22 protein-coding genes are annotated in these 24,970 nt (G+C 67.9%); 6 read left to right on the top strand and 16 right to left on the bottom strand.

The features are described from left to right. Nucleotides 1–10 precede the first annotated feature (10 nt). From mreD to MC375_RS06380, 3 genes are all read right to left on the bottom strand, one after another. Nucleotides 11–487 carry a rod shape-determining protein MreD gene (gene mreD / locus MC375_RS06390; protein ID WP_242102459.1) on the bottom strand — a complete coding sequence of 159 codons (477 nt, stop codon included), beginning with the start codon at nucleotides 485–487 and terminating at the stop codon, nucleotides 11–13. Then, nucleotides 484–1,512, bottom strand: a complete 1,029-nt coding sequence (gene mreC / locus MC375_RS06385; RefSeq protein ID WP_242102458.1) for a rod shape-determining protein MreC — start codon at nucleotides 1,510–1,512, stop codon at nucleotides 484–486. Before mreC ends, mreD begins: the two co-directional genes overlap by 4 nt. Before the next feature lie 203 nt (nucleotides 1,513–1,715). Next, a complete protein-coding gene (locus tag MC375_RS06380; RefSeq protein ID WP_242102457.1) occupies nucleotides 1,716–2,759 on the bottom strand; it encodes a rod shape-determining protein in 1,044 nt (347 codons plus the stop codon). A gap of 269 nt (nucleotides 2,760–3,028) precedes the next feature. Here MC375_RS06380 and MC375_RS06375 point away from each other — a divergent pair, with 269 nt between their 5' ends. Next, nucleotides 3,029–3,961 carry a carbohydrate kinase family protein gene (locus tag MC375_RS06375; RefSeq protein ID WP_242102456.1) on the top strand — a complete coding sequence of 311 codons (933 nt, stop codon included), beginning with the start codon at nucleotides 3,029–3,031 and terminating at the stop codon, nucleotides 3,959–3,961. Nucleotides 3,962–4,345: 384 nt separating this feature from the next. Here the strand turns inward: MC375_RS06375 and MC375_RS06370 are convergent, their stop codons facing one another. The 5 genes from MC375_RS06370 to ubiE form a co-directional block, all read right to left on the bottom strand. Further along, the gene (locus MC375_RS06370; RefSeq protein ID WP_242102455.1) at nucleotides 4,346–5,065 is read right to left on the bottom strand and encodes a hypothetical protein; all 720 of its coding nucleotides are present in this window, start codon (nucleotides 5,063–5,065) and stop codon (nucleotides 4,346–4,348) included. Between the two features lie 131 nt (nucleotides 5,066–5,196). Continuing rightward, the gene (locus tag MC375_RS06365; protein ID WP_242102454.1) at nucleotides 5,197–6,180 is read right to left on the bottom strand and encodes an alpha/beta hydrolase; all 984 of its coding nucleotides are present in this window, start codon (nucleotides 6,178–6,180) and stop codon (nucleotides 5,197–5,199) included. A 2-nt stretch (nucleotides 6,181–6,182) separates the two neighbouring features. Further along, nucleotides 6,183–8,237 carry a M1 family metallopeptidase gene (locus tag MC375_RS06360; RefSeq protein WP_242102453.1) on the bottom strand — a complete coding sequence of 685 codons (2,055 nt, stop codon included), beginning with the start codon at nucleotides 8,235–8,237 and terminating at the stop codon, nucleotides 6,183–6,185. A gap of 61 nt (nucleotides 8,238–8,298) precedes the next feature. Continuing rightward, entirely contained in the window at nucleotides 8,299–9,210 is a 912-nt protein-coding gene (locus MC375_RS06355) for a GGDEF domain-containing protein (RefSeq protein WP_242102452.1), read from the bottom strand. 188 nt (nucleotides 9,211–9,398) lie between these two features. After that, on the bottom strand, nucleotides 9,399–10,163 hold the full coding sequence (gene ubiE, locus MC375_RS06350) for a bifunctional demethylmenaquinone methyltransferase/2-methoxy-6-polyprenyl-1,4-benzoquinol methylase UbiE (RefSeq protein ID WP_242102451.1): 765 nt from the start codon (nucleotides 10,161–10,163) through the stop codon (nucleotides 9,399–9,401). A gap of 93 nt (nucleotides 10,164–10,256) precedes the next feature. On the opposite strand from ubiE, the gene MC375_RS06345 reads away from it, so the two are divergent. The 5 genes from MC375_RS06345 to MC375_RS06325 all read left to right on the top strand — a co-directional run bounded on the left by MC375_RS06345 (nucleotide 10,257) and on the right by MC375_RS06325 (nucleotide 17,033). Further along, nucleotides 10,257–10,970 carry a helix-turn-helix domain-containing protein gene (locus MC375_RS06345; protein WP_242102450.1) on the top strand — a complete coding sequence of 238 codons (714 nt, stop codon included), beginning with the start codon at nucleotides 10,257–10,259 and terminating at the stop codon, nucleotides 10,968–10,970. A 34-nt stretch (nucleotides 10,971–11,004) separates the two neighbouring features. After that, a complete protein-coding gene (locus tag MC375_RS06340) occupies nucleotides 11,005–12,060 on the top strand; it encodes a hypothetical protein (protein ID WP_242102449.1) in 1,056 nt (351 codons plus the stop codon). Nucleotides 12,061–12,277: 217 nt separating this feature from the next. Further along, nucleotides 12,278–13,726 carry an MFS transporter gene (locus tag MC375_RS06335; RefSeq protein ID WP_242102448.1) on the top strand — a complete coding sequence of 483 codons (1,449 nt, stop codon included), beginning with the start codon at nucleotides 12,278–12,280 and terminating at the stop codon, nucleotides 13,724–13,726. Between the two features lie 118 nt (nucleotides 13,727–13,844). Further along, nucleotides 13,845–14,300, top strand: coding sequence for a nucleoside deaminase (locus MC375_RS06330; RefSeq protein WP_242102447.1), 456 nt, complete (start codon nucleotides 13,845–13,847; stop codon nucleotides 14,298–14,300). Nucleotides 14,301–14,885: 585 nt separating this feature from the next. Next, nucleotides 14,886–17,033 (top strand): phosphoglycerol transferase I, encoded by a 2,148-nt coding sequence (locus tag MC375_RS06325; RefSeq protein WP_242102446.1) that lies wholly within the window; start codon nucleotides 14,886–14,888, stop codon nucleotides 17,031–17,033. 84 nt (nucleotides 17,034–17,117) lie between these two features. Here the strand turns inward: MC375_RS06325 and hslU are convergent, their stop codons facing one another. From hslU to MC375_RS06285, 8 genes are all read right to left on the bottom strand, one after another. Continuing rightward, complete coding sequence (gene hslU / locus MC375_RS06320) at nucleotides 17,118–18,491, bottom strand: ATP-dependent protease ATPase subunit HslU (protein WP_242102445.1); 1,374 nt, start codon at nucleotides 18,489–18,491, stop codon at nucleotides 17,118–17,120. Nucleotides 18,492–18,613: 122 nt separating this feature from the next. After that, on the bottom strand, nucleotides 18,614–19,165 hold the full coding sequence (gene hslV / locus MC375_RS06315) for an ATP-dependent protease subunit HslV (RefSeq protein WP_242102444.1): 552 nt from the start codon (nucleotides 19,163–19,165) through the stop codon (nucleotides 18,614–18,616). Between the two features lie 311 nt (nucleotides 19,166–19,476). After that, on the bottom strand, nucleotides 19,477–20,343 hold the full coding sequence (gene xerC, locus MC375_RS06310; protein ID WP_242102443.1) for a tyrosine recombinase XerC: 867 nt from the start codon (nucleotides 20,341–20,343) through the stop codon (nucleotides 19,477–19,479). A gap of 126 nt (nucleotides 20,344–20,469) precedes the next feature. Then, a complete protein-coding gene (locus tag MC375_RS06305; protein WP_242102442.1) occupies nucleotides 20,470–21,144 on the bottom strand; it encodes a DUF484 family protein in 675 nt (224 codons plus the stop codon). Then, nucleotides 21,141–21,992: a diaminopimelate epimerase gene (gene dapF / locus MC375_RS06300; RefSeq protein ID WP_242102441.1), complete on the bottom strand. Its 852-nt coding sequence runs from the start codon at nucleotides 21,990–21,992 to the stop codon at nucleotides 21,141–21,143. The genes MC375_RS06305 and dapF overlap by 4 nt, the downstream gene beginning before the upstream one ends. Continuing rightward, nucleotides 21,979–22,236, bottom strand: coding sequence for a lipoprotein (locus tag MC375_RS06295; RefSeq protein ID WP_242102440.1), 258 nt, complete (start codon nucleotides 22,234–22,236; stop codon nucleotides 21,979–21,981). The genes dapF and MC375_RS06295 overlap by 14 nt, the downstream gene beginning before the upstream one ends. 22 nt (nucleotides 22,237–22,258) lie before the next feature. Beyond that, the gene (locus MC375_RS06290) at nucleotides 22,259–22,648 is read right to left on the bottom strand and encodes a YbaN family protein (protein ID WP_242102439.1); all 390 of its coding nucleotides are present in this window, start codon (nucleotides 22,646–22,648) and stop codon (nucleotides 22,259–22,261) included. 68 nt (nucleotides 22,649–22,716) lie between these two features. Further along, on the bottom strand, nucleotides 22,717–24,891 hold the full coding sequence (locus tag MC375_RS06285; RefSeq protein ID WP_242102438.1) for a S9 family peptidase: 2,175 nt from the start codon (nucleotides 24,889–24,891) through the stop codon (nucleotides 22,717–22,719). Nucleotides 24,892–24,970: the final 79 nt, after the last annotated feature.

Genomic DNA, 24,970 nt, shown 5'->3' with positions numbered 1-24,970 from the left:
CAGGGCCTGCCTATCGCCGTTCCCGCCGCAGCGAATCAAGCAGCACGAACAGCGGCGTCCACAGCAGCAGGCCGGCGAGCGGCGCCCACCAGTAGCTCCACGGCAGCTGCGGTTCGCCCAGCGCCAGGCGCAGGCCAGCGCTGATCACGCGGTCGTTCAGCAGCAGTCCGCCCACCACCAGGGCCTGCTGCGGCATCGGAAAGAAGCGCAGCTGGGTCCGGAAACGCTGCAGGATGAACACCATGACCACCAGCCGTAGCGATTGTTCGCCGAGCAGGCCGCCGTAGGCGATGTCGGCGGCCACCCCGACCAGGAACGCCAGACCCAGGCCGGCACGGTCCTCTTCCTCGAGGACCCAGTACGCCAGCACCAGCGCCAGCCAATACGGCCGGAACGGCTGCAACGACGTGGGCAGCGGCAACAGGCCCAGCAGCAACGCCAGCAGCAGGCTCACCGGCAGCAGCCAGCTGTTGCGGGTGCGGCTCATGGCGCGGGCTCCGTGGTGGGCGCGGGCGGCTGCGCAGCGGCGGGTTGGCTGCCTGCACCGTCGGGCGCGGGACGGGTCGGCGCATCGGCCGGGCGGGCGAAGGCTTCCGCACCGATCGCCGTGGCCGGCGCGTCGACACCAGCACCGGCGGGACGGCTGGCACCGGTCGTCGCTGCGCGCGCGGCGATGGCGGATTCGCGCAGCAGCAGCACGTCGCGGCCGCGATCGAGCCGCGCTGCGGGCTTCACCTCGCCGACCAGGAACGCGCGGCTCTCGTCCGGGCGCAGCGCAGTGATCGTGCCGACCGCGAAGCCGCCCGGGAAGCGGCCGCCCAGCCCGGAGGTCACGATGGTGTCGCCCACCTTCACCTCGCTCGAGAGCGGCACGTTGACCAGGCTGAGCTGGTCGCTGCGGCCGTTGCCGTACACGATCAGTCGAACACCGCTGCGCGCCACTTCCACCGGCATGGCATGCGCCGGATCGGTGATCAGCAGCACCGTGGCCGTGGTGGGGGTGACCGCGATGATCTGGCCTACCACTCCGCCGGCATCGATCACCGGCTGACCCAGGCGCACCCCGTCGCGCTCACCGCCATCCAGGACCACGCGCTGGCGGCTCGGGTCCAGGTCGATGTCCAGGATCGGCACCAGCTGCACGTCCAGCCGGCCGCGTCGGGCGGCCCCCAGCAGGTCGCGGATGCGCTGGTTTTCGTCCGCCGCCGCCTGCAGCCGGGCCACGCGCGCGCCGCTGACCAGCAGCGCGTTGCGCAGCGTGCGGTTTTCCGCGGTCAGGCTGGAATGGGTCCGCGCGGTCCCGCGGGCACTGTCGCCGATGCGGCCGGGCAGTCCGGCCAGCCACCACACCGGCTGCATCACGACCTCACCCTGCGCGCGCAGCTGGCCGAGCCAGCCGCCGCGGTGGTCCACGACCATCAGGGTGATCGCCGCCGCCAGATAGGCCAGCAATCGCAGGGTGCCGGCGACGTCGCCGGTGCGCTTGGCAGTGGGGCCGGCGTATCGGGGCATGTCAGGGGCGAAGACTCGGCGACGGATTGAAACGATTGGAACGCGGGCGACGCGGACGGTGGCGAGGCTCGACGCTGGACACCGGGCGTTGCGCCCTCCCCTTTCCGGACGCGCCTGGAACTGGCGGGACCACGCGGCTCACCCTGCCCCCTCCCGCAGCTCGTTTCAGGGCCTAGGGTCGAGCGTCCGGTGCCCGCACGCGCTCATTCCGAGGCAAAAAACTCGTTGCCGTGCATGTCGACCAGCTCCAGCGCGCGGCCGCCGCCACGGGCCACGCAGGTCAGCGGGTCGTCGGCAACCTGCACGTGCAGGCCGGTTTCCTCGCTGATCAGGCGGTCCAGGTCGCGCAGCATGGCGCCGCCGCCGGTGAGCACGATGCCGCGTTCGGCCACGTCGGCGCACAGCTCGGGCGGAGTCTGCTCCAGCGCCTGGCGGATCGCCGCGGTAATGCCCGACAGCGGCTCGCGCAGGGCGTCGAGCACCTCGTTGGAATTGATGGAGATCATTTTGGGCACGCCCTCGGCCAGATGCCGGCCCGAGACCTCCATCTCACGCACGTGCTGCTGCGGATAGGCGCAGCCGATCTCCAGCTTGATCCGCTCGGCGGTGGTGTCGCCGATCAGCATGCCGTGATGGCGGCGCACGTAGGCGATGATCGCCTCGTCGAAGCGGTCGCCGCCGATCCGGACCGACTGCGAATAAACGATGCCGTTGAGGGCGATCACCGCGACCTCGGTGGTGCCGCCGCCGATGTCGACCACCATCGAGCCGCGCGCCTCGGTCACCGGCATACCGGCGCCGATCGCGGCCGCCATGGGCTCCTCGATCAGGTAGACGTCGCGTGCGCCGGCTTCCTCGGCCGACTCCTTGATCGCGCGGCGCTCGACCTGGGTGCTGCCGCAGGGCACGCACACCAGCACCCGCGGGCTGGGCCGCAGGAAGCGCGACTTGTGCACCTTGCGGATGAAGTGCTTGAGCATCTCCTCGGTGTAGGTGAAGTCTGCGATCACGCCGTCCTTCATCGGCCGCACCGTGTGCATGTGGCCGGGGGTGCGGCCGAGCATCTGCTTGGCCTCGCTGCCCACCGCCGCCACCGAGCGCGCGCCACCCAGCCGGTCCTGGCGCACCGCCACCACCGACGGCTCGTTCAGCACGATGCCCTGCCCGCGGACATAGATCAGGGTATTGGCCGTGCCCAGGTCGATGGACAGGTCGTTGGAAAACATGCCGCGGAACTTCTTGAACATCGGTCGGGGGCGCCGTGAGGAATCGGTGAAAAAGGGGCGTTAGCCTAGCAGCTTTACCTCCTTCCCTCCCACCGGCCGAGCCCGGCGCGAGACTGCCAGGCGGCGCCAGAGTCGGTTGCGCGACCGGGTGCGATCGACATGCGGTACGACGCCCTGCCACCGCTGCTTCCGATCCGGCACGGTGCTTGTGCAGCGGGACGCAACTGGCCCGCCTGCGCCCGCCCGGCTACCCTACCCGGCCCTGACGCACCCGACCGAGTCCGATTCCGATGGCAGCCCTGATCTGCGGTTCCCTGGCCTACGACACCATCATGGTGTTTCCCGACCAGTTCAAGAACCACATCCTCCCGGACAAGGTGCACATCCTCAACGTGTCGTTCCTGGTGCCGCGGATGCGGCGCGAGTTCGGCGGCTGCGCCGGCAACATCGCCTACAACCTCAAGCTGCTCGGCGGCCATCCGATCCCGATGGCGACCGTCGGCCAGGACTTCGGGCCGTATCGCGAGTGGTTCACCGAGCACGAGATCGTGCTCGACCACGTCAAGGTCATCGACGAGCTGTTCACCCCGCAGGCGTTCATCACCACCGATCACGACAACAACCAGATCACCGCCTTCCACCCCGGGGCGATGATGCGCAGCTACGAGAACCACGTGCGCGACGTGGCCGACGTCAGCATCGGCATCGTCAGCCCCGATGGCCGCGAGGGCATGCTGCAGAACGCGAAGGAATTCGCCGAAGGCGGCATCCCCTTCATCTTCGATCCCGGCCAGGCGATGCCGCTGTTCAACGGCGCCGAGCTGCGCGAGTTCATCGAGCAGGCCGATTACGTCACCGTCAACGACTACGAATCCAACCTGCTGGTCGAACGCACCGGCTGGAGCGAGGCCGAAATCGCCGGCAAGGTGAAGGCCTACATCGCCACCCGCGGCCCCAAGGGCGCGGTGATCTACGCCGACGGCAGGACCTACGACGTCCCGCCTGCGCACGAGCGCCGGGTCACCGATCCCACCGGCTGCGGCGACGCTTTCCGCGCCGGCCTGATCTTCGGCATCGAACGCGGCTGCGACTGGATGACCATCGGCCGCATCGGCAACCTGATGGGCGCGCTGAAAGTGGAACATCCCGGCACCCAGAACCAGCGCTTCGACTACGACGAATTCGCCGAGCAGTTCAAGCAGCAGTTCGGGTATGCGTTGTAATCGATACCAATGAAGCGGCGCGGCAAACGATCCGCTTTTCCGAAACACGTAGAAACGGGTAGCTTCGGCCTGATTGTCATCGCCATCGCCCTATGCTGTTTCTTGGCATGGAACGTTGCGGCACGACTCTGCAATGGCTGGAAACCGGGTCGTTATTGCAGCGCTGATCAGACGTGGGAATGGCTGATATACGCAGGTGGCTGGTGGGTCCTAGTCGCTTCAGGCGCTGGGATTGCGATCTGCATCTGGATTGCATGCAGATTTCGAAAAGCTCGCGACCATGATTAATCGCCGGTCCAGATTGTCGCACTCAACCCTGTAGGGCGGGTCTCGACCCGCCTTGCAAGAAGCAACATGGTTAGACGGGTCGAGATCCGCCCTACGTTAATCCCAACCGGGTAATTTGCTCCGGTCCAACCCACCCACTTCAAACACCGCGGTCTTCTTGCCCACGGCCTTGGTCGGGAACTCGATGCGCATGACCTTGGCGCCCTTGGTCATCCGCCAAAGCGCGCGCTCGTCGTCGATGAACATGGCGATGGCCTCGTCGGTCTTCGGGCGGGAGGCCGGCAGGGTCTTTGCCGGCTTGTCGTCCAGCGTCACCGGCACGCGGCAGCCGCCGTAGCAGTCGAAGTCGCCGGCCTGCAGCACCAGGTAGGCGCTCTTTCCCCAGGAAGGATGGTCGCGGAAGATCAGGCGGACCGGCTTCGCGCCGCTGCCGTCGGTGTCGATGTCCTCCTTCGCGTAGATCGATGCCGACAGCTGCTGTCCGCCCTCGACCGTTTCGCTGTTGTAGCTCCACAGCGAGGCCATGCGCGTCTGCTCGCGCATCGCGTCGGCCTTGGCTTTCACTTCATCGAACTGCGCGCGCACGCGCCTGGCCGCTTCGGTATCGGGATACTGCGCCAGCAGCACGTCGCCCTGGGCCTTGGCGAGCGGCCAGTTCTGTTTGGAGACCGCATCATCGAAGGCGGCGGCGGACTGCCTGGCCGCATCTTCTGCGGCGGCGGTTTTCGCGGCGGCGGCTGCGGCCTCGGCCTGCGGGTCACTGCGTTTGCAGGCGGGCAACAGGATCGCGCCACAGACCGCGAGCGCCAGGATCACCGCTCGTCCTGAGCGTAGGCGCGCAGCGCCGAAGTCGAAGGATCCGTCCGGAGTTTCGCAAGAACCGCCCTTCGACTCCGCGCCTGCGGCGCTACGCTCAGGGCAAACGGAATCAGGTAGAGATGTGGATTTCATCTGGGCTTGCCCTCTTCGATCAGTTCCATGATGGCGTGCGCGACATTGTCCGGCTGCTCGACCAGCGACATGTGCCCGCAGCCTTCCAGCAGCACCTTGCGCGCCTGCGGCATGTCCGCGGCATACAACTCCATCGCGCTGGCGTCGATGACCTGATCCTGGCGGCACCATAGCAGCAGCGCCGGCTGGTGCGCTTCGCGTGCGGCATTGCCGGGTGCGAAGCGCTCGTTGCTGCGCCCGATCCGGTCGAGCACGGATTGCTCGAAACGCGCATCGGCGCGACGTCGCGCGATCACGATTTCCGACACCGGCCACGGAATCCACGGCTTGGCTGCGTCGGACTGGAACAGGATGTCCACGTAGTGCTGCAGCGACCCGGCGTCCTGCACGCCGAACGGATTCTCCCCGGCCAGGACATCCTTGCCGAACTGGTTGTCGCGGAAGCGCACGCCGGCCGCAGCGAGCAGGCCCACATGCGACACCAGGTCGGGATGGCGCGCCGCGACCAGCGGCGCGATGCCGCCTCCCATGGAATGCCCGAGCAGCACGACGGGTTTGCCGGGCGAGATCGCGCGCAGGAACGCAGCGACGCGCTCGGCCTCTGCGATGTAGCCATAGTCGACGCCACGCCTGCGTTCGCTCTGACCCCAGCCGGGCAGGTCCGGGATCAGCAGCCGGTAGCGCCCCTGCAGGCGTTTCGCGACCGGATACCAGTTCTCCTTGCTGCCGGTGAAGCCATGCAGCATCACCACGGTCGGGGCGCCCGTGGACGCGCTGTCTCTGTAGGCATACACCCATCGGTGTCCGGCAGCATGCACGACAGCCTGCGACAGGCCCGCGGCGATGCGCTGGCGCGCGTACTCGGTGCGAACCACGGCGTACGGATCGCGCCAGACCACGATCGCCGCGATCGCGAACAGCGCGGCCGCCATGACGGCGGCCGCGATCAGGATCCGACGGAGTGTTCGCTCCAGGTGCACGCCTAGTTCGTTTCGGCGGGCTCCGCCGTTCCGGAGGTGCCGTCGGTGTGGGTAGCGTTCTTCTCCGCGTCATCTGCGGTCGGCTTGTCTTCCGCCGCCGCAGCATCGGACGCAGGCGTCGCACTGGCCGCTGCCGGCTTGGCCTGCGCGATCGTCGCTTCCACCGAAGCTGTGGTGATCGGGTGGTAGCCGGGCCTGGCCTTGGCGAACACGTCCTTGGCGAAGGCCAGGCCGTCGTCGGTTTTCACCAGCGCCTCGTAGGTGGGCATGATCAGCTTGCGCCGGCCGATGCGCTGCAGGAATTCGGCAATGGCCGGGCGCGCTTCGGCATAACCGCTGCGCACGGTGAGCGGATACCAGCGCTGGGCGATCTCGCCGTTGGGCGTACCGGTGAACTTGTAGGCATCGTCGAGCTGCTTGAGCTGCTCGGGGGTGAGCGTCTCGGGCATGCTTTCGATGAAGTGCACCCACTCCTGTGTGCTCCAGGCGGAGGTCACCGCCGGCGCCGGCAGCTGCGCGCTGCCGAGCCAGGCCACGCGCGCGGCATCGACCACGCTGAACCCGCGCGATTGCACCTGCGGTGCGCCGGGCGGAATGCCGGGCTCGTACACCCACTGCTCCAGTTCCTGCATGGTCAGCTTGCCCGGATGCTTGTCGAGCAGATTGGCCTTGGCGTACTTCAGGAACTCGGTGGTGGGAATGCTCTGGAACGCGTAGTGGTCGAAGTAGCCGCGCAGGAACGCATCGAAATCCGCGCGCCCGAAGCGCTGCTCCAGGAACTGCAGCAACCACGCGCCCTTGGTGTACACGGTGGAGCTGGAGGCCTCGTCCGGATCGGCCACCGCGCCGGGCTTGAGCGAGAGCACCTGCAGCTTCGGGTCGATGGTCTTGTATTCCGCCTTCAGCTCGTTGCGGCCAATGACCGTTTCCTGCGCCGCACGCTCCTGGCCGTACAGCGCCTCGATCAGGCGGTTCTCGACGTAGCTGGTGAACCCTTCGTTCAACCAGGCGTCGTTGGGCGTGGCGAAGGTGACCAGGTTGCCCGACCAGCTATGGGCCAGCTCGTGGGCCACGAGCGAGACCAGCGACTTGTCGCCGGTAACCACCGTGGGCGTGGCGAAGGTCAGGCGCGGGTTCTCCATGCCGCCGTAGGGAAACGAGGGCGGCAGCACCAGGATGTCGTAGCGGTCCCAGCGGTAGGGGCCGTACAGCTTCTCGGCGGTCTGGATCATCTTCTCGGTGTCCGAGAATTCTTCCGCCGCCCTCGATGCCATGTCCGGCTCGGCCCACACGCCCGCACGCTGCGAGATCGGCTCGAACACCAGGTCACCCGCGGCGATGGCGAGCAGGTAGGACGGGATCTTCTGCGGCATCTTGAAGCTGTAGTCGCCGTCGCGTACCGCCTTGGGATCGTTGTCGGCGCTCATCAGCACCATCGCCTCCGCCGGTGCGGTGACGTGCGCGGTGTAGGTGAAGCGCACCTGCGGCGTGTCCTGCAGCGGCACCCAGGAACGCGCGTGGATCTGCTGCGACTGGCTGAACATGAAGGGATGCTGCTTGCCTGCGGTCATCGAGGCTTCCAGCCACTGCAGGCCCGAGGCCTCCGGCGAGGTCTTGTAAGTGACCCGCACCTTGGCCGGGCGCTGCGGCGTCTGAATGGTGAGCTTGCTGCCCAGGGTCTTGTCCTCCGGTGCGAGCGCGAACTGCAGCGGGGCCCAGGCGCCGCCGGCGCCCTCGGCCTCGACCTTGTCGATGGTCAGCGCACGCGTGTCCAGCACCAGTTCGGTCGCGGACTGGTCCTTCCACTCGAGGGTGTAGGTGGCGGTTCCCGACAGCTGCTTCGCGGCGAAGTCGAGCGCCAGGTCCAGCGCCAGGTCGGCGATCCGCACCTTGTCCGGCTGCGCGTACGAGAATTCGTCGGTGATCGCGGCCGCGGCGGGCGCCGCTGCCGTGGCAGGCGCGGCGGGTTGGGCGGTTTCAGTGGCCGGTGCCGGATCGCGGTTGCAACCGGCGGCGAGAATGGCGGCGAGGGACAGCATCAGGATCGGATGGCGCATCGGGCGATTGGCCTGCGTGATCGGGAAACCCGCAGTGTAAGGCCTTGCCCCCGCGCGCCGGTCAGGCGCGGAGCGGGCTCGCGATCTCGCTGTCTTCGTCCTGCGCTTCGTGCACCAGCACCCTGCGCCCGCCCGCGAACTTCGCCTGGTACATCACCGCGTCGGCCATGCGATACAGCTGGCCCGCCTCCAGCCCGGGACGCCACGCGGCGGCGCCCACGCTCACATGCACGGGCCGCATGCCATCGACCGGCCGCGACAGCACTTCGATCCAGACCCGCATCCGGTCCAGCGCGATGTCGGGATCGGCGTGCATGCCGAGCACGAACTCGTCTCCGCCCCAGCGGCCGATCCAGTCGCGCTCGCCCAGGCAGCATTCGCGTGCGATCCGCACCAGCGAGACCAGCGCGAAGTCGCCTGCGGCGTGCCCGTGTTCGTCGTTGATGGTCTTGAGGTTGTCGAGGTCGACGACGAACAGCGTGAACGGGGTACGGCCGGTCCGGGCTTCCTCCACCGAGGCATTGAGGGCGTTGGTGCAGCCGCGACGGTTCATCGCTTCGGTCAACGGGTCTTCCAGCGCGTACTGTTCGAGGTGGCGTCGCGCCCCGTCGACGTTATGCAGGACCCGTTGGATCCCGTTGAGCAGGCGACTCATCTCATCCTGGCCCAGCTCGTGCGGCACGAGCCGGGGCAGCACGCGCTGGCCTTCGTAATCGTCCAGCGCCGCAACGGCGCGGCGCAACGGCTGCAGCAGGTGGTAGACCAGCAGCAGCGCCACCACCGTGCCCACCAGCGTCGCGGCGAGCCCGATGCCGATGCCGAGCAGGATGCGCTCCGGCGCCGCGTCGTTGTTGCTGGCCAGCCACGCCACCAGCGCCAGCATCGGCAGGGCGATGCACACCAGCATCACCGCCATGATCTTGGCCCGGTAGGAATGCGGAAACAGGTGCGAGAAGACCGCATATGTCTTCATCGCGGCAGCCCATGCGCGCGGGGCCTGATGCAGGCCGCCCGGCGCGTCCACGTTGCTACGTGCATCTCCCCCCCTTTGCGCAAACCACTGCGCCGCACCCGGCAAATCCGGGTCCCCCGAAAAGTGTCTGTCAGGAAGTCCGGCCGATGCCGGTATCACCCTGGCTCACCGCCTGTTTCAAGCCCTGGTCAGACGCGATACCCCATATGGATCGCCACGATGCCGCCGGACAGGTTCCGGTAGCTGCAGCGATCGAATCCGGCGGCTTCCATCATCCCCTTGAGGGCTTCCTGCGAGGGATGCTTGCGGATCGATTCGGCGAGGTACTGGTAGCTGCCGGCATCGTTCGCGAACAGCTTGCCCAGCCGCGGCAGGATGTTGAACGAATGGAAATCATAAACCGGCTTGAACCACTCGGCCTTCACCTCGGAAAACTCCAGCACCCGCGCCTGTCCGCCGACCTTGAGCACGCGCCGCATCTCGGCCAGGGCGGCGTCCTTGTCGGTGACGTTGCGCAGGCCGAAGGCGATGGTGACCAGGTCGAAGCTGGCGTCGGGAAACGGCAGCGCCTCGGCATTGCACTGCACGTACTCGAAGCCGCGCACGTTGCCGCGGTCGGTCATGCGATCGCGGCCGGTGCGCAGCATGGCGCCGTTGATGTCGCCCAGCACGATCTCGCCGGTCTCACCGACGCGATCCCTGAGCAGCGCGGCGATGTCGCCGGTACCGCCCGCGAGGTCGAGCACGCGGTCGCCGCGCTTCACCGGCGCGGTCGCGACGTAATACCGCTTCCACACCCGATGGATGCCGAGCGACATCAGGTCGTTCATCAGGTCATAGCGCCCGGCCACCGAGGAGAACACCTCGCCGACCAGCTTCTGCTTCTCGGCCGCAGGCACTTCGCGGTAGCCGAAGTGGGTGGTGGCTGGCCTGGTGGTCTGGTCGGTACCCATACCGCATTATCGCACCCCTTTGCGGCCGATCCCGGCCCTGCGCCGTGACTTTCGGGGCGTGACCTTCCAGACTCGCGCCGTACGATCCGGACGATGGACTCAGCCGGCTGCTACGAGACCCGTCACGGCGGCGGGAACGCTCTTGACACGCATCGCCATACCCGACCTTACGCGGCGCTGGTGGTGGACGGCAGCCATGTCGAAGCCAGCATCGACGGACCGATCCTGTGCGAACCCGGCACGCTGCTGCTGCATCCGGCTTTCCATGCGCATGGCAATACCTTCGGCCGGCAGGGCGCGCGCGTGCTCAACCTGCCGCTGGAAGCCGACCTCAAGCTCCATCGCGCGGTGGCCTGCACGGTGCCGAGCCTGTCCGAGGCGCAGCAGGTCCTACGCATGGCCGGCCCCCGGGCGGTCCGCGCGCTGTTCGAAGCCTCCGAGCCCCTGCAACCGGCCGCCTCGGACTGGCAGGCGGCCTTCCTGTCGGCATTGCGCGACTCCGATGAGTCCTGCGGTGCCATCGCCGCCCGGCTCGGGGTGAGCGCCGCCCACGCCAGCCGCGCATTCCGGCGCTCGCACGGCATGGGTCCGCGGGCGCTGCGCCTGGAGCTGCGCTGGCGGCGCGCGCTGGGCCTGTTGGGCGGGGCGGCTTCCCTGGCCGACGTCGCTGCGCTGGCAGGCTTCGCGGACCAGAGCCATTTCAACCGGGTGGTCCGGGGCTGCAGCGGGCTGACCCCGGCGCGGCTGCGCGCCCAGATCAAATGCGTACAAGACGCTTCCGGTTCGCGCATGGCGCAATCGGCATGACGGCCGCTCCACGGCCACCATCGCCGGAAACCCCATGTCAACGATTCGCTCGCTTCCCGGCAGCTGCCTGCTGGCCGCCCTGATCGCCGGTACGGCTGCCGCCAGCCGCCATGAAAGCTCGCCTGCAGCCCAGGACGCCATCGCCGCGTCGACCAGCGCCATTCTGCAAGGCGATGCCGGCCAAGCGCTCGCCGCGCTCGAACCCGTGCCGGCAGCAGAGTTTTCCGCCAAGGATGCCGGCTATCGCGCCTGCATGTTCGCCCGCCTGCAGCGCTCCGCACCGCCGCGCCTGGTCGAAAGCATCGAGGACGAATTCGTCGTGGAAGTCCTGCGCCTGTACCGGGACTATTGGTGGCACGCACTGCAGGCGCCGGCGCAACGCCAATCGCTCGAACAGCGCTTGCACGCCCAGCTGCAGGCACTGCTGGGTTCCGCGGCGGAGGGTGCTGCGGATTTCGACGCGCTCGAACCGATCCTCACGGCCGAACTGGAGCGGCGCGGCTTCCACGCACAGCTTGGCCGGACCCCGCCACTGCGCGAACTGATGCTGTGGCGGCGGCAGGACAGCCGCAGCTACGACGTGCGCTTGCCCGAGGGGCCGCATACCGTGCACGTGGAACTGCTCGATGATTTCGTCACCCGCGGCTGGTCGGCCTACGGCCGCTGCGAACGCGGCTCCAGCGGCGGCTGGGCCACGGCCGAAAAGCTCTACGCGATCGTGCCGGCCTACGACAAGGATGGAGGTCTCGCATCGGAGGCGTTCCAGGTGGTGTTCCTGGGGCACGAAACCCAGCACTTCGCCGACCAGAACCGTTATCCGGGCATGGCGTCGTGGGAGCTGGAGTACCGCGCGAAGCTGGTCGAGCTGGCGCAGGCCGAAACGGTCAGCGGCAAGCGGCTGCGCGGTTTCATGACCGCCCAGAGCGACAACATCGATTCGCCGCATACCTATGCCAACAAGCGCCTGATCGCGGCGTTGACGGCGCGTCTGGGACGTGCCCCGGACACAGTGCCGGTACCGGATCTGCAGGCGGCAGCGCGCGCCGAGCTGCTCACCGACAGCGCGCGCCGAGAGCCGGGCGGGAAGTAGCCGCGCCAGACGAAGCTGCGTCGCAGCGGGGACCATGGGATGCGGCGCCGCGCGCACCGCACGGATCGGCATCGCGACGGGACAGGGTTCCGCAACGGGACGGCAGCCAGTATGGTGTCGGCGCGGACGCAAGGACACGTCCGGTGCGGATCTCCCCCGGACGCGCGCGGCATGGGACATGGCGCGACGCATTCCCTCCTCTGGCACGGCAACCTTCATGACGACACAACAAACCCGCTGGTCGCAGTTCGGTGTGCTCATCACGGTGTTCTTTTTCTGGGGGTTCGTCGCCGCCAGTAACGACATCCTGATCCCGGTGTTCAAGAAGGCCTTCGACCTGACGCAGGGCCAGAGCCAGCTGGTGTCGGTGGCGTTCTACGTGGCGTACACGGTCGGCTCGCTGATCTATTTCGGCATTTCCAAATCGATTGGCCAGGACGTGCTGAACCGGATCGGCTACAAGAACGGCATCTGCCTGGGGCTGGTGATCTCGGCGTTGGGCACCTTGCTGTTCTATCCGGCGGCGAACGCGGGTTCGTTCGGCCTGATGCTGTCGGGGCTGTTCATCGTCGGGCTGGGCTTTTCGCTGCAGCAGATCGCAGCCAATCCGCTGGCGATCGTGATGGGCAACCCGAGCACCGGCGCGCAGCGGCTGACCATGGCCGGCGGCGTCAACAACTTCGGCACCACCATCGGGCCGCTGCTGGTCAGCGTGGCGATCTTCGGCAGCGTCGCAGCCGGTGGCACCGATGCCAGCATCGAAAGCGTCAAGACTCCGTACCTGGTGCTGGGCCTGGCCTTCATCCTGGTGGCGGTGTTCATCAAGTTCTCATCCGTCCCCAACAAGATCGACCTGGATGCGGTGACCGAATCCGAAGCGCAGGACGAGGGCAAGCTGATCCACAAGGAATCCGCCTTCGCCTATCCGCAGCTGGTGCTGGGCATGATCGCGATCTTCGTTTACGTGGGCGTGGAGGTTTCGACCATCGCCAACCTGCCGGCCTATCTGGAGGAGGACCTGGGCATCTCCACCAGCCAGCTGGCGCCCTACGTGTCGCTGTACTGGGCCAGCCTGATGATCGGCCGCTGGACCGGCGCGGCCGGCGCGTTCGAGATCGGCGCCGGCGCCAAGAGAATGCTCACCCTGATCCTGCCCTACCTCGCCTTCGGCGTGTTCCTGGCGGTCAACCGGATCGCCCAGCATGAGGTGTCGCAGTTCTACGGCTATGTCTTCGTCATCGTGACCATGATCCTGGCCACCCTGGCCAGCCGCGGCAACCCGGCGCGGATGCTGCTCTACTTCGCGCTGTGCGGCATCGCGGCATTGCTGATCGGCATGTTCACCACCGGCAAGGCCAGCGCGGTGGCCTTCATCAGCGTGGGCCTGTTCTGCAGCACCATGTGGCCGTGCATCTTCGCCCTGGCGATCACCGGCCTGGGTCACAACACCAACCAGGGCAGCAGCCTGCTGATCATGATGATCATGGGTGGGGGCATCGTGAGCTGGCTGCAGGGCACGCTGGCCGACAGCGTGGGCATCCACATGAGCTTCTGGGTCGGCGTCGCCTGCTTTGCCTACCTGGCCTTCTACGCGGTGCGCGCCAGCGGCGTGCTGAAGAAGCAGGGCATCGACCTGGACAAGCTCGCCACCAGCGGCGGACATTGAGCGGTCGTTCCGCGCCCTCGTCCATGGAACCCCGGCCGCGGCCGGGGTTCCCGTTTGCGATTGAAAAGACCCGGCCGCGCATCATCGCGCCATCGCCGGGAACGAATTCCCGCCAAGCATGATCGCGACACCCGATTACCGCGCATTGCTCGATACGGCCATCGCCGAGGCGCGGCAGGGCCTGGCCGAAGGCGGTATTCCGATCGGCGCGGCGCTGTATCACGACGACGGCCGGCTGCTCGGCTGCGGCCATAACCGCCGGGTGCAGGAGAACGACCCGTCCGTGCACGGGGAAACCGACGCGTTCCGCAAGGCGGGCCGGCAGCGACGCTACCGCGACACCATCATGGTGACCACGCTGGCGCCGTGCTGGTACTGCAGCGGCCTGGTGCGGCAGTTCGGCATCGGTACGGTGGTGGTCGGAGAATCGGTCAACTTCCACGGCGGGATCGACTGGCTGCGCGAATCCGGGGTGCGGGTGATCGACCTGGCGGACGAGCGCTGCATCGCGATGCTCGGCGACTGGATCGCCGCCAATCCGGACGTGTGGAACGAGGACATCGGCGAGGCTTGAAGTGGTATGGCCCGGATGCGCGCCAAGCGAATGGCTTGGAGGCAACCGCGATGGACGCCTGTTCCTGAGCGAGGACATCGAGGTCGGTCCAAGCCAGCCGACGGTGCCAGGCCCCTCAGCGGCGGCGGCCACGGCACGCGCTGACCACGTTCAATGACTGCGTGCTGGGCCAACTCCAGGCCTGTCCGGACCACCCAATCCTGCCGGCAGAAGGCAACGGGGCGGGGTTTTCCGGGCTGCAGGTGCGGCGGACCCGGTCGCCAACCCGGCAAGCTTCCCCATGGGCTGATGCGTGGCAGGCAGGTCGCAGAGGCTGCCGGGGCTGGCGGGACTTCGACGAGGATCCACCTGGCAGCAGTCGGCATCCCGCCCCGACGGCACCGGGCGGTGGCCCGACGATAGGGAGAGCGCATCGATGTCGCCGCGACGCCGAGGGCCGCGGACGCAATGCGGGCGACAACATTTCAGTCAGGATTGCTCCGGCAAGATCGTGTCACGCGGCTGTCATGACCCCCGTCCTGGCGCTCCGCTCCCCCGGAATTCCGCTTCCGGCTTCCCGCCGGACGCGCAAGCGTGGATCGATCGATGCATTGGACCCTGTTCCCCGTTCTGGCGCTCCTGGTTGCGCTGGTCGTTGTCTCCGGCAAGGCGGTGCGCTGGAAGGCCGCGACGCTGTCGCTGCTCATGCTGGCGCTGAGCAGCTGGTGGCTGATCGATCGCCTGAGCGGCGATGGCTTCAATGCGGCCGCGCTCTACCACATGCACGCCGACCTGGAGGGCGCGGGGATCAGCGAATTCAGCGGCCTGATCGCGACTTTCCTGGGGCTGGTCGTGCTGTCACTGTGCGCGTTGCTGCTCCCGCGCGTGCGCCGCTTCCGCGACATCGCGCATGGCGGCGGGGCGCTGGCGGCCTTCGCCTGCGTACTGCTGGTGGCGGTGGCGATCAGCCCGCTGCCGTCCGATGCCCTGCGCCTGTACCGCAATCAGCGCCCGGTCGACTACAGCGCGGTCGCAGGTGAATACGTCAAGCCATCCCAGCCGATCCGCCGTCCCCGCAACATCGTGTGGATCTACGCCGAGAGCCTGGAGCGCACCTATCTGGATCCGGTGGCCTTTCCCGGGCTGACGCCGAACCTGACCCGGTTGGCCTCCCAGGGCCTGGACGTGCGCGACCTGGACTCGGTCGAAGGCACCGGCTGGACCATCGCCGGAATGGTGGCTTCCATGTGCGGCGTGCCCTTGACCACCACGCCCGGCGACGAAAACAGCATGGGGCGCATGGCCCGGTTTCTCCCCGACGCGGACTGCCTGGCCGACTACCTGGGCCGGCAGGGGTACAGCAATCATTTCGTCGGCGGGGCCGATTCCGCGTTCGCCGGCAAGGGCCGGTTCCTGCGCAGCCACGGCTTCGAAGACGTGCGCGACATGGCCTATTACCGCGACCGCGGCGTCGCGCCCGCGCATTTCTCCGAATGGGGCCTGCACGACGATGTGCTCCTCGAGGACGCCTGGCAGCGCTTCCAGAGCCTGTCGCGTGCCGAGCGCCCGTTCATGCTGGTGGCGCTGACCATGGACACCCACCATCCGGCCGGGCACCTGCCGGTGTCATGTCGCGGCCAGCCATATCGCAGCCGGCATGGCGACATCGGCCTGCTGCACGCGCTCAAATGCAGCGATCGCCTGATCGGGGCGCTGGTCGACCGGATCCGCAACAGCCCATACGCCGACGACACCCTGATCGTGGTGTCCTCAGACCACTTGGCGATGCCCAATGACCTCAGTCCGGTGCTGGCAGATCTGCACCGCGAGAATCTGCTGCTGTTCCTCGGCAAGGACATCGCACCACGCCAGTTCACGGCCAGCCGGGGCAGTCCGCTCGATGCCGGCGCCACGTTGCTGCAGCTGCTCGACCCCTCGATCGAAGCGATCGGCTTCGGCCGTTCGCTGCTGGCCGCCCGACCGGCTCGCAGCGCCAGCGCGGCCGCACGGGCGGGCGACGATGACGCCTATCCGCGCTATCTGGCCTATTCCCGCTCGCTATGGACCCCGGACAGCAGCGGCGACCTGCGCATGGACGGCGATGGCCGGATCGCGATCGGCGGACAGCGGGTCGAGCCGCCGGTGCTGCTGCAGTACGACGACGAAGGCAGGTTGAGTGGAATCACGCTGGAGGACACCGTGCGCCAGCTCGCGCGCATGCGGCCTGGAAACGTTGCGGCCTATGTGCAGCGCTGCATCGCCTTCGAGGACCGGGTGCTCGACAACGAGTGGTGCGCGCTACTGGTCGACCGCGAGCGTGGCGCACGCCTGGTCGGTGAAACCCAGCTGCGGCGCGGCGTGCACGTGGATGCGGTCTCCGGGCGACCGGCACGCCATGGCGCACGCGCGCGCCAGCCGGTGACCATCGCCAACCGGATCGAGAACGCCGACCGCGGCCGTTACCTGCTGCAGCTGTGGACCCAGCAGCGTCCGGGCACGCCGTTCTGGCTGGAAGCGGTCTCCGCCCAAGGTGAGATCGTTGCGACCCACTGGGTCCGGCCCGACGCCCTGGGCAGGATCTCGCTGCCGCTGGTGCTGGAGCGACCCACGGATGTATTGCGCCTGCGTGCATGGCTGGATCCAAGCGAACGTTTCGCGGTCGAACGCCATGCATTGCTGCCCGTGCGCACCTACGCAGCAGCGCGCAAGCCGGCTGCAGGCGCGTCCGCACGCACCTCGCGTTCGCGCGGCTGACCGCCGCCTGCCGGTCGCTGCCGGATTCCGGACCCCGGCGCGCCGTCCGCTGGCGCTCAGAGGCTGCCGTTCAGAGACTGCCGTTCAGAGGATGTAGCGGCTCAGGTCCGGATCCTGGACCAGCTCGCCCAGGTGCGCGTCGACATAGGCGCGGTCGATCACGACCTCGCCGCCCTTGTCGGGCGCGTCGAAGCTGAGGGTGTCGAGCAGCCGCTCGAGCACGGTATGCAGGCGGCGGGCGCCGATGTTCTCCTGGCGTTCGTTGACCTGGGCGGCGATCTCGGCGAGCAGATCGATCGCGTCGGCCGAGAACGACAGCGCCACGCCTTCGGTCTTGAGCAGCTCCACGTACTGCCGGGTCAGCGATGCCTTGGGCTCGGTCAGGATGCGCACGAACTCGTGCTTGCCCAGCGCGCCCAGTTCCACCCGGATCGGGAACCGGCCCTGCATCTCCGGGATCAGGTCGGACGGCTTGGCCAGATGGAACGCGCCGCTGGCGATGAACAGGATGTGGTCGGTGCGGACCGCGCCGTACTTGGTGCTGACGGTGGAGCCTTCCACCAGCGGCAGCAGGTCGCGCTGCACGCCTTCGCGGCTGACGTCGGCACCGTAGCCTTCGCTGCGCTTGGCGACTTTGTCGATCTCGTCGATGAAGACGATGCCATGCTGTTCGCAGGCCTCGATCGCGGCTTCGCGCACCTCATCCTCGTTGACCAGCTTGCCCGCTTCCTCCTCGATCAGCAGCGGGCGCGCTGCGCGCACCGGCATGGTCTTGCGGTTGGTCTTGCTGCCGGCCAGCTGCGAGAACATCGAACGCAGCTGCTGGCCCATTTCCTCCATGCCCGGCGGCGCCATGATGTCGACGCCGACATTGATCGCGGTTTCGATCTCGATCTCGCGCTCGTCCAGCTCGCCTGCGCGCAACTGCCGGCGCAGCTTGGCGCGGGTATCGCTGTCGGCGGCCGAGGGCTCGGCCGCGATGTCCTGCGCGTTCGGCGCGCCGAAGCCGAAGCCGCCGGCGCGGCGCGGCAGCAGCGCATCGAGGATCCGGTCCTCGGCCCGCTCCTCGGCCTGGTGACGCACGCGCGCCTTGGCCTGCTCGCGGTAGAGCTTGACCGCGGTGTCGGCCAGGTCGCGGATGATCTGCTCGACGTCCTTGCCGACATAGCCGACCTCGGTGAAGCGCGTGGCTTCCACCTTCACGAACGGCGCATTGGCCAGCGTGGCCAGGCGCCGCGCGATCTCGGTCTTGCCCACGCCGGTGGGGCCGATCATCAGGATGTTCTTAGGCATCACCTCGTTGCGCAGCTCGTCGTCGAGCTGCATCCGCCGCCAGCGATTGCGCAGGGCGATGGCGACCGCGCGCTTGGCGGCCTGCTGGCCGACGATGTGGCGGTCGAGCTCCTGCACGATCTCGCGCGGGGTCATGGTGGCGGAGTTGTTCTGGGTCTTCGACATGGGATCCTGCGTGGGGAGCGATTGCGTAAGAGCTCCCTGTAGGAGCGCCTCTTAGGCGCGACATGCTATTCCGGATGGAGATTCGGCACCGGTCGCGCCTAAGAGGCGCTCCTACAAGGGCATCAAAGTTCTTCGACGACGATGTTGCGATTGGTGTAGATGCACACGTCGCCGGCGATGTTGAGCGCTGCGGTGGCGATGGCTTTGGCATCCAACTGGGTATGCGCCAGCAGCGCCCGCGCCGCGGACAGCGCGTACGGCCCGCCGGAACCGATCGCGACCAGCCCGTCCTCGGGCTCGATGACGTCACCGGTGCCTGAGACGATCAGCGAGGTTTCCCGGTCGGCGACCGCGAGCAGCGCCTCCAGCTTGCCGAACCGGCGTTCGGTGCGCCAATCCTTGGCCAGTTCCACCGCGGCGCGGGTCAGCTGGCCGTGCTTTTCCAGTTTCGATTCGAACAGCTCGAACAGGGTGAAGGCATCGGCCGCAGCCCCGGCGAACCCCGCCAGCACCTGCCCGTCCTTGCCGAGCCGGCGCACCTTGCGCGCATTGGCTTTCATCACCGTGTTGCCGAGCGTGACCTGGCCATCGCCCGCGACTACCACCCGGCCCTCGCGGCGAACCGAAAGGATGGTGGTGGCGTGGAATACGTTGGGATTGCGGCTGGGATCCATGCGGCCTCCTGCGGAAGCTCCATGGATGGGGATGCCGTCGAGGCGACGCAAGCCCGCGCCGCGATCGATGGTCCATCGCGATCAGCCTCGCGCCGCCGCGGGGGCCGTGAACAGGGGCACCTTCGCCCGCACCTGGCAGTTTGCCGGGCGCGCGGACCAGGTGCGCGGGGCGGGCGACTACGCCACCTGCGAGATCGCCGGCGAACCGATCCTGGTGGTGCGCGGCGAAGCTTTCCTTGACGCCGCAGGAAGGCATTCGCGGCCAAGGCCGCTCCCACGCACAGATCGCGCGTCGGGGGCGTAGCCCCGACCTACTTCCGTTTGGCCCGCGGATGCGCGGCGTCGTAGACCTTGGCCAGATGCTGGAAGTCGAGGTGGGTGTAGATCTGGGTGGTGGCGATGTCGGCATGGCCGAGTAGTTCCTGCACGCCGCGCAGGTCGCCGGAGGATTCGAGCACATGGCTGGCGAAAGAATGCCGCAGCAGATGCGGGTGCACGCGCTTGAACAGACCCTGACGCTGGGCCAGCTGGCGCAGGCGCAGCTGCACCGCGCGCGGGGTAATCGGGCCGTTGCGGCCCGGGAACACCGGCGCAGCGCTTGCCACCTGCGCGTGCGCGCGCCATTCGGCCAAAGCCGTGCGCGCGTGCGAGCCCACCGGCACCACGCGCTGCTTGCTGCCCTTGCCCAGCACGGTGACCGTGCCGCCGTCGAGGTCGAGGTCGTGCCAGCGCAGCTGGCACAGCTCCGACAGGCGCAGCCCGGAGGAATAGAACAGTTCCAGCAGCGCGCGATCGCGCAGCCCCAGCGGAACGTCGGTGGGCACCTCGACCAGGCGCGCGGCCTCGTCCGGATCGAGCACCTGTGGCAGCTTGCGCGGCGCCTTGGGCGCGCGCACGCCGGCGGCGGGATTGGCGGGGATGCGCGCGTGCTTGAGCAGCCACTGGAAATAACTGCGGCACGCGGACAGGCGCCGCTGCAGGCTCTTGGGCGAAAGTCCGCGCCGGTGCTCGGCGGCGATGAAGGCGCGCAGCTGCTCGGATTGCAGCGCCGACAGGTCGTCGCTGCCCTGCGCCTGTGCCCACGCGGCAAGCGCATCGAGATCGCGCTTGTAGGCATCGAGCGTATGCGCCGACATGCGGCGCTCGACCTGCAAATGCGCGAGGTAATCGTCGATCATCGTCGACGCGGCCAATGCATGGGAAGCCCGCTGTGGGAGCGGCCTTGGCCGCGAATGCTTTTCGCGCCACCGACTCGGCAGGGCAAGGCATTCGCGGCCAAGGCCGCTCCCACAAGTGCTTCGATGTCACCCATCGAAGCGGCGCAGCGCGGTGGCCAGCGACTCGGCCATCATCCGCAGGAACAGGGTGCCCATGCCGGGATAGAACCGATTCGGATCGAGGCTGCCGACGGCGATCAGCCCTTGGCCCGGCATCGGCAGCAACGCGCTGGACTGCACCTCGTCGGCGCGCGCGCCGTACAGCAGCGCGTGCTTGTCCGGTTGCAGACGGCCGCATAGCGGTTCGCCATCGGCCAGGCAGTCGCGGAACGGATCGACATGCTTGTCGCCCTGGTCGATCACCTGCAGCCAGTCGGCGTCGTCAAGACCGACGACCGGGCGGAACGACACGATCCGCACCAGATCCCCCTGGAAATCCTCGGCCAGCGCGGCGGCCATCGCGCGCAGGGTGTCGGCGGCGCTGTTCTGCTTCAGCAACGCGAGCGTGAGCTGGTGGGTGCGCACGGCCAGACGTTCGTTGACCTGGGCATTGCCGAACAGCTCCTGCAGGCGGCGGTTGAGCTCACGATTCTTGTCGCGCAGGACTTCCAGCTGGTAGCTGGCCAGCGACGCGGCCGGGCCTGCGTCGCGCGGGACCACCAGGCTGACGGCCAGGTCCGGGAACTGGCGCAGGAATTCCGGGTGCCTGCGCAGGAAGGCAGCCACCTCGTGCGCGCCGAGCTTCTCGGTTGAATCGATCATTGCAGCCATTCCCCGTCGAAAACGAATGCAGCAGGGCCGCCCATCAGGATCGGCGACGTGTCGTCGGGCCAGGTGATGTCGAGCTCGCCGCCCGGCAACGATACGACGGCCTCGCGATCGAGGCGACCGCGCCGCATCAGCACCGCCGCTGCCGCGCAGGCGCCGCTGCCGCAGGCCTGGGTCTCGCCCACCCCGCGCTCGTAGACGCGCAGGCGGATGCGATCGCGCGCAACCGGTTGTGCGAAGCCGACGTTGACCGACTGCGGGAACGCCGGGTCGGCCTGCAGCAACGCGCCGATACGTGCCACTTGCGCGGCGTCCACATCGAGCACCTCGATCACCGCGTGCGGATTGCCCATCGACACCGCGCCGAAATGCAGCGGCTCGCCGTGGACCTCCAGCGCATACTCGTCCTGCGCTTCGGCGAAACCGCGCAACGGCACGGCCTGCGGCGCGAACTGCGGCACGCCCATTGCGATCCGGTAGCGGCCTGCACCCAGTGCCTGCACGGCATGACTGCCGGCAGGACTATCGAGCACGAAGCGCTCGCCCGGCGCGGCGCCATCGCGCGCCAGCCAGGCGGCCACGCAGCGCGCGCCGTTGCCGCATTGGCGCGAGGTCGAGCCGTCCGCATTCCAGATGCCGTAAGCCGCGACCGCCGCACTGCTGCGCGCAGCCTCGATGGTCAGGATCTGGTCGCAGCCCACGCCCGTGTGGCGGTCGGCAAGCGCGCGGCACAATTCGGGCGAAGGATCCGGGGCGCCGCTGCGCAGGTCGAGCACGACGAAGTCGTTGCCCGCACCATGCATCTTGGTGAAGCGCAGGCGCCGGGGATCAGGGTGTGCCATCGTCCGCGGGCGGCGGCGGTTCGACCGGATCGGCCGGCGCGGGTTCGTCCTCCTCCACCGTCGGCTCGGTTGCCGGATCCACGGGGGTGGCTGACTCGGTCGTGGTCGGCGTTTCCGTGGTCGGCGCGGTGTCGGATTCCTGCGCTTCGGGGGCATCGGCCTGCACCAGCGGGCCCTTGTTGCCGCAGGCCGACAAACCCGCCAGCAACGCGGCGCACAGCAGTAAACGCATGATCGTGTTCATGTCCGCATGGTAACGCGGAACGCTAGGAGGGTGGCTGCTGGGCCGGTTCTGGCCGGCGCCACAGCCAGAAACCGACGATCGCCATGCAGGCGATCGGCAGCACGGTCATCCACCAGCGATGCGCGGGGAAGCGGGTCATGATCGCGAGCAGGATCAACGCGCTTCCCAGCATCGCCAGCGTCGCCGACCACTTGGCACGCCGGCTCACCGCCCCATGCCGTTGCCAGTCGCGGATCGCCGGACCGAAGGTCCGGTGCCGCAGCAGCCAGCGATGCAGGCGCCTGGAGCCGCGCGCGGCGGCGTAGGCTGCCAGAAGCACGAACACCGTGGTCGGCAGCACCGGCAAGAAGATGCCGACGATGCCGATCCCGAGGCTGGCGTAGGCCAGCAGCCACCACACCCAACGCGTCATGGCCCGATTGTAGGAGCGCCACCGCGGCACGAGAGGTCGCGGGCACCCGATCGCGCAGCGATGCGCATTTACGGCGCCGGTTCGGCCACTCCCAGCTGGTCGAGCATGAACGCGTACATTTCCGCCGTTTCGCGATACCTGCGGAAGCGACCGGACTTGCCGCCGTGGCCGGCTTCCATGTTGATCCGGAACACGACCGGCTGGCTGCCGGTGTCGAGGTCGCGCAGGCGTGCGACGTATTTGGCCGGCTCGAAATACTGCACTTGCGAATCCCACAGGCCGGTGCCGACGAACATGGCCGGATAATCCTGGGCCTTGAGGTTGTCGTAGGGCGAATACGAGAGCATGTAGTCGTAGTACTCCTTCTGCTCCGGGTTGCCCCATTCGTCGTATTCGTTGGTGGTCAGCGGGATGCTCGGATCGAGCATGGTTGTGACCACGTCCACGAACGGCACCTGCGACAGGATCACGCGGTACTTGTCCGGCGCCATGTTGGCGATCGCGCCCATCAGCAGCCCGCCCGCGCTGCCGCCGAGCGCGGCGACGCGATCGGGCGCCGCGTAGCCCTGCCGCACCAGATACTCGGTGACGTCGATGAAGTCGGTGAAGGTGTTCTTCTTGTTCAGCAGCTTGCCGTCGTCGTACCACTTGCGACCCATTTCCTGGCCGCCGCGGATATGGGCGAGCGCGTAGACCATGCCGCGGTCGAGCAGGCTCACGTTGGTGACGCTGAAGCCCGGATCCATCGACGCACCGTAGCTGCCGTAGCCGTACTGCAGCATCGCCGCCTTGCCGTTCTTCTCGAAGCCCTTCTTGTAGACCAGCGACACCGGGATCCGGGTGCCATCGCGCGCCGGCACCCACACCCGCTCGGTGACATAGCGGGCGGGATCGTAGCCGCCGAGCACGGGCTGGCGCTTGAGCAGCCGGCGTTCTCCCGAGCTGACGTTGAGCTCGTAGGTGGTGGCCGGCGTGGTCAGCGAGGTGTAGCTGTAGCGCAGCCAGTCGCTGTCGGGCTCGGAATTGACGTCCAGGCCCATCGAATACGCCGGCTCGTCGGCCTTGACGTATTCCTCCTCGCCCTTGGCCTTGAGGATGCGCACGCGCTCGAGCCCGTCGGAACGCTCGGCCACGGCGGTGAAGCCGTCGAACAGCTCAAAACCTTCGATGTAGACGTCGTCGCGGTGCGGCACCCAGTCCTTCCAGTCCTTGCGCGAGGTGGAGTCGCTCGGCGCGGTGACGATCTTGAAGTTCTTCGCACCGTCGGCGTTGGTCCGGATCACCCAGCGGTCGCCGAGGTGCTCGGCCTGGTATTCCACGTCGCGCTGGCGCGGCGCGAGCACCACGAACTGCGCCGGGTCGGCGGCCGGCGCGCAGCGCTGCTCGCTCGAGACCGTGCTTTCCACGCCGATGCAGATGTACTTGTCGTCGCGGCTGCGGTCGATCCCCATGTAGAAGCTGTCGTCGGGTTCTTCGTACACCAGCGCGTCCTGGGCGACGGGCGTGCCCAGCACATGCTTCTTCACCCGCTTGGTGAGCAGGGTCTCGGGATCATTCTCGACGTAGAACAGGGTGCGGTTGTCGTCCGCCCAGACCAGATTGGCGGACACGCCGGTGATCTGCTCGGGATAGGTCTCGCCGGTGGCCAGGTTCTTGAAGCGGATCGTGTACTGGCGGCGGCCGTTGGTGTCGTCGGCATAGGCCAGGATGGTGTTGTCCTGGGTGACCTCGTAGTCGCCGACCTGGTAGTAGTCCTTGCCTTTCGCCAGGGCGTTGACGTCGAGCAGCACTTCTTCGCCATCGAAGTCGCCGGCGGCGTTGGCCTGCTGGATCGATGCCGCGTCCACGCCCGGGCCGTCCTTGCGCCGCGCGTGCACCGGATAGTCCTGCCCGGTCTCGAAGCGGCTGTAGTACCACCAGCCGCGTTCGCGGTAGGGCACCGAGCTGTCGTCCTGCTTGATCCGGCCGACGATCTCCTGGTACAGCCGCTCTTCCACCGGCTTGAGCGGCGCCATCACCGTATCGGTATACGCGTTTTCGGCCTGCAGGTAGGCGAGCATCTGCTTGTTTTCGCGCTTGTCGTCGCGCAGCCAGTAGTACTCGTCCTGGCGCTCGGCGCCGAACGGAGCCTTGACCACGTGCGGCTGTTTGACCGCGTCAGGCGGGGTGGGCGGTATCGGTGCGGCGGCGTGCGTGGTCGTGGTCATCAGGCCTAGTGCGAGCAAGAAGTGAGTCGGCTTCATGGATGGGGTCCGTGGGTGGGGATCGCAACGGCATTCGCCGGATCCTTGTTCCGTCATCCCGGCGCAGGCCGGGATTTTC

Origin of the sequence: Lysobacter sp. M2-1 (assembly GCF_022662495.1) — a bacterium.
GTDB lineage: Bacteria > Pseudomonadota > Gammaproteobacteria > Xanthomonadales > Xanthomonadaceae > JAKPBU01.
Note: the sequence above shows the minus strand (reverse complement) of the source record. Positions and strands in the feature narration are given on the sequence as shown.

Excerpts from the sequence above, each read along its gene's own strand:
- mreD (WP_242102459.1), bottom strand. The coding sequence starts at position 487 with ATGAGCCGCACCCGCAACAGCTGGCTGCTGCCGGTGAGCCTGCTGCTG.
- mreC (WP_242102458.1), bottom strand. The coding sequence starts at position 1,512 with ATGCCCCGATACGCCGGCCCCACTGCCAAGCGCACCGGCGACGTCGCC.
- MC375_RS06380 (WP_242102457.1), bottom strand. The coding sequence starts at position 2,759 with ATGTTCAAGAAGTTCCGCGGCATGTTTTCCAACGACCTGTCCATCGAC.
- MC375_RS06375 (WP_242102456.1), top strand. The coding sequence starts at position 3,029 with ATGGCAGCCCTGATCTGCGGTTCCCTGGCCTACGACACCATCATGGTG.
- MC375_RS06360 (WP_242102453.1), bottom strand. The coding sequence starts at position 8,237 with ATGCGCCATCCGATCCTGATGCTGTCCCTCGCCGCCATTCTCGCCGCC.
- MC375_RS06355 (WP_242102452.1), bottom strand. The coding sequence starts at position 9,210 with ATGAAGACATATGCGGTCTTCTCGCACCTGTTTCCGCATTCCTACCGG.
- ubiE (WP_242102451.1), bottom strand. The coding sequence starts at position 10,163 with ATGGGTACCGACCAGACCACCAGGCCAGCCACCACCCACTTCGGCTAC.
- MC375_RS06345 (WP_242102450.1), top strand. The coding sequence starts at position 10,257 with ATGGACTCAGCCGGCTGCTACGAGACCCGTCACGGCGGCGGGAACGCT.
- MC375_RS06340 (WP_242102449.1), top strand. The coding sequence starts at position 11,005 with ATGTCAACGATTCGCTCGCTTCCCGGCAGCTGCCTGCTGGCCGCCCTG.
- MC375_RS06335 (WP_242102448.1), top strand. The coding sequence starts at position 12,278 with ATGACGACACAACAAACCCGCTGGTCGCAGTTCGGTGTGCTCATCACG.
- MC375_RS06330 (WP_242102447.1), top strand. The coding sequence starts at position 13,845 with ATGATCGCGACACCCGATTACCGCGCATTGCTCGATACGGCCATCGCC.
- MC375_RS06325 (WP_242102446.1), top strand. The coding sequence starts at position 14,886 with ATGCATTGGACCCTGTTCCCCGTTCTGGCGCTCCTGGTTGCGCTGGTC.
- hslU (WP_242102445.1), bottom strand. The coding sequence starts at position 18,491 with ATGTCGAAGACCCAGAACAACTCCGCCACCATGACCCCGCGCGAGATC.
- hslV (WP_242102444.1), bottom strand. The coding sequence starts at position 19,165 with ATGGATCCCAGCCGCAATCCCAACGTATTCCACGCCACCACCATCCTT.
- xerC (WP_242102443.1), bottom strand. The coding sequence starts at position 20,343 with ATGATCGACGATTACCTCGCGCATTTGCAGGTCGAGCGCCGCATGTCG.
- MC375_RS06305 (WP_242102442.1), bottom strand. The coding sequence starts at position 21,144 with ATGATCGATTCAACCGAGAAGCTCGGCGCGCACGAGGTGGCTGCCTTC.
- dapF (WP_242102441.1), bottom strand. The coding sequence starts at position 21,992 with ATGGCACACCCTGATCCCCGGCGCCTGCGCTTCACCAAGATGCATGGT.
- MC375_RS06295 (WP_242102440.1), bottom strand. The coding sequence starts at position 22,236 with ATGAACACGATCATGCGTTTACTGCTGTGCGCCGCGTTGCTGGCGGGT.
- MC375_RS06290 (WP_242102439.1), bottom strand. The coding sequence starts at position 22,648 with ATGACGCGTTGGGTGTGGTGGCTGCTGGCCTACGCCAGCCTCGGGATC.
- MC375_RS06285 (WP_242102438.1), bottom strand. The coding sequence starts at position 24,891 with ATGAAGCCGACTCACTTCTTGCTCGCACTAGGCCTGATGACCACGACC.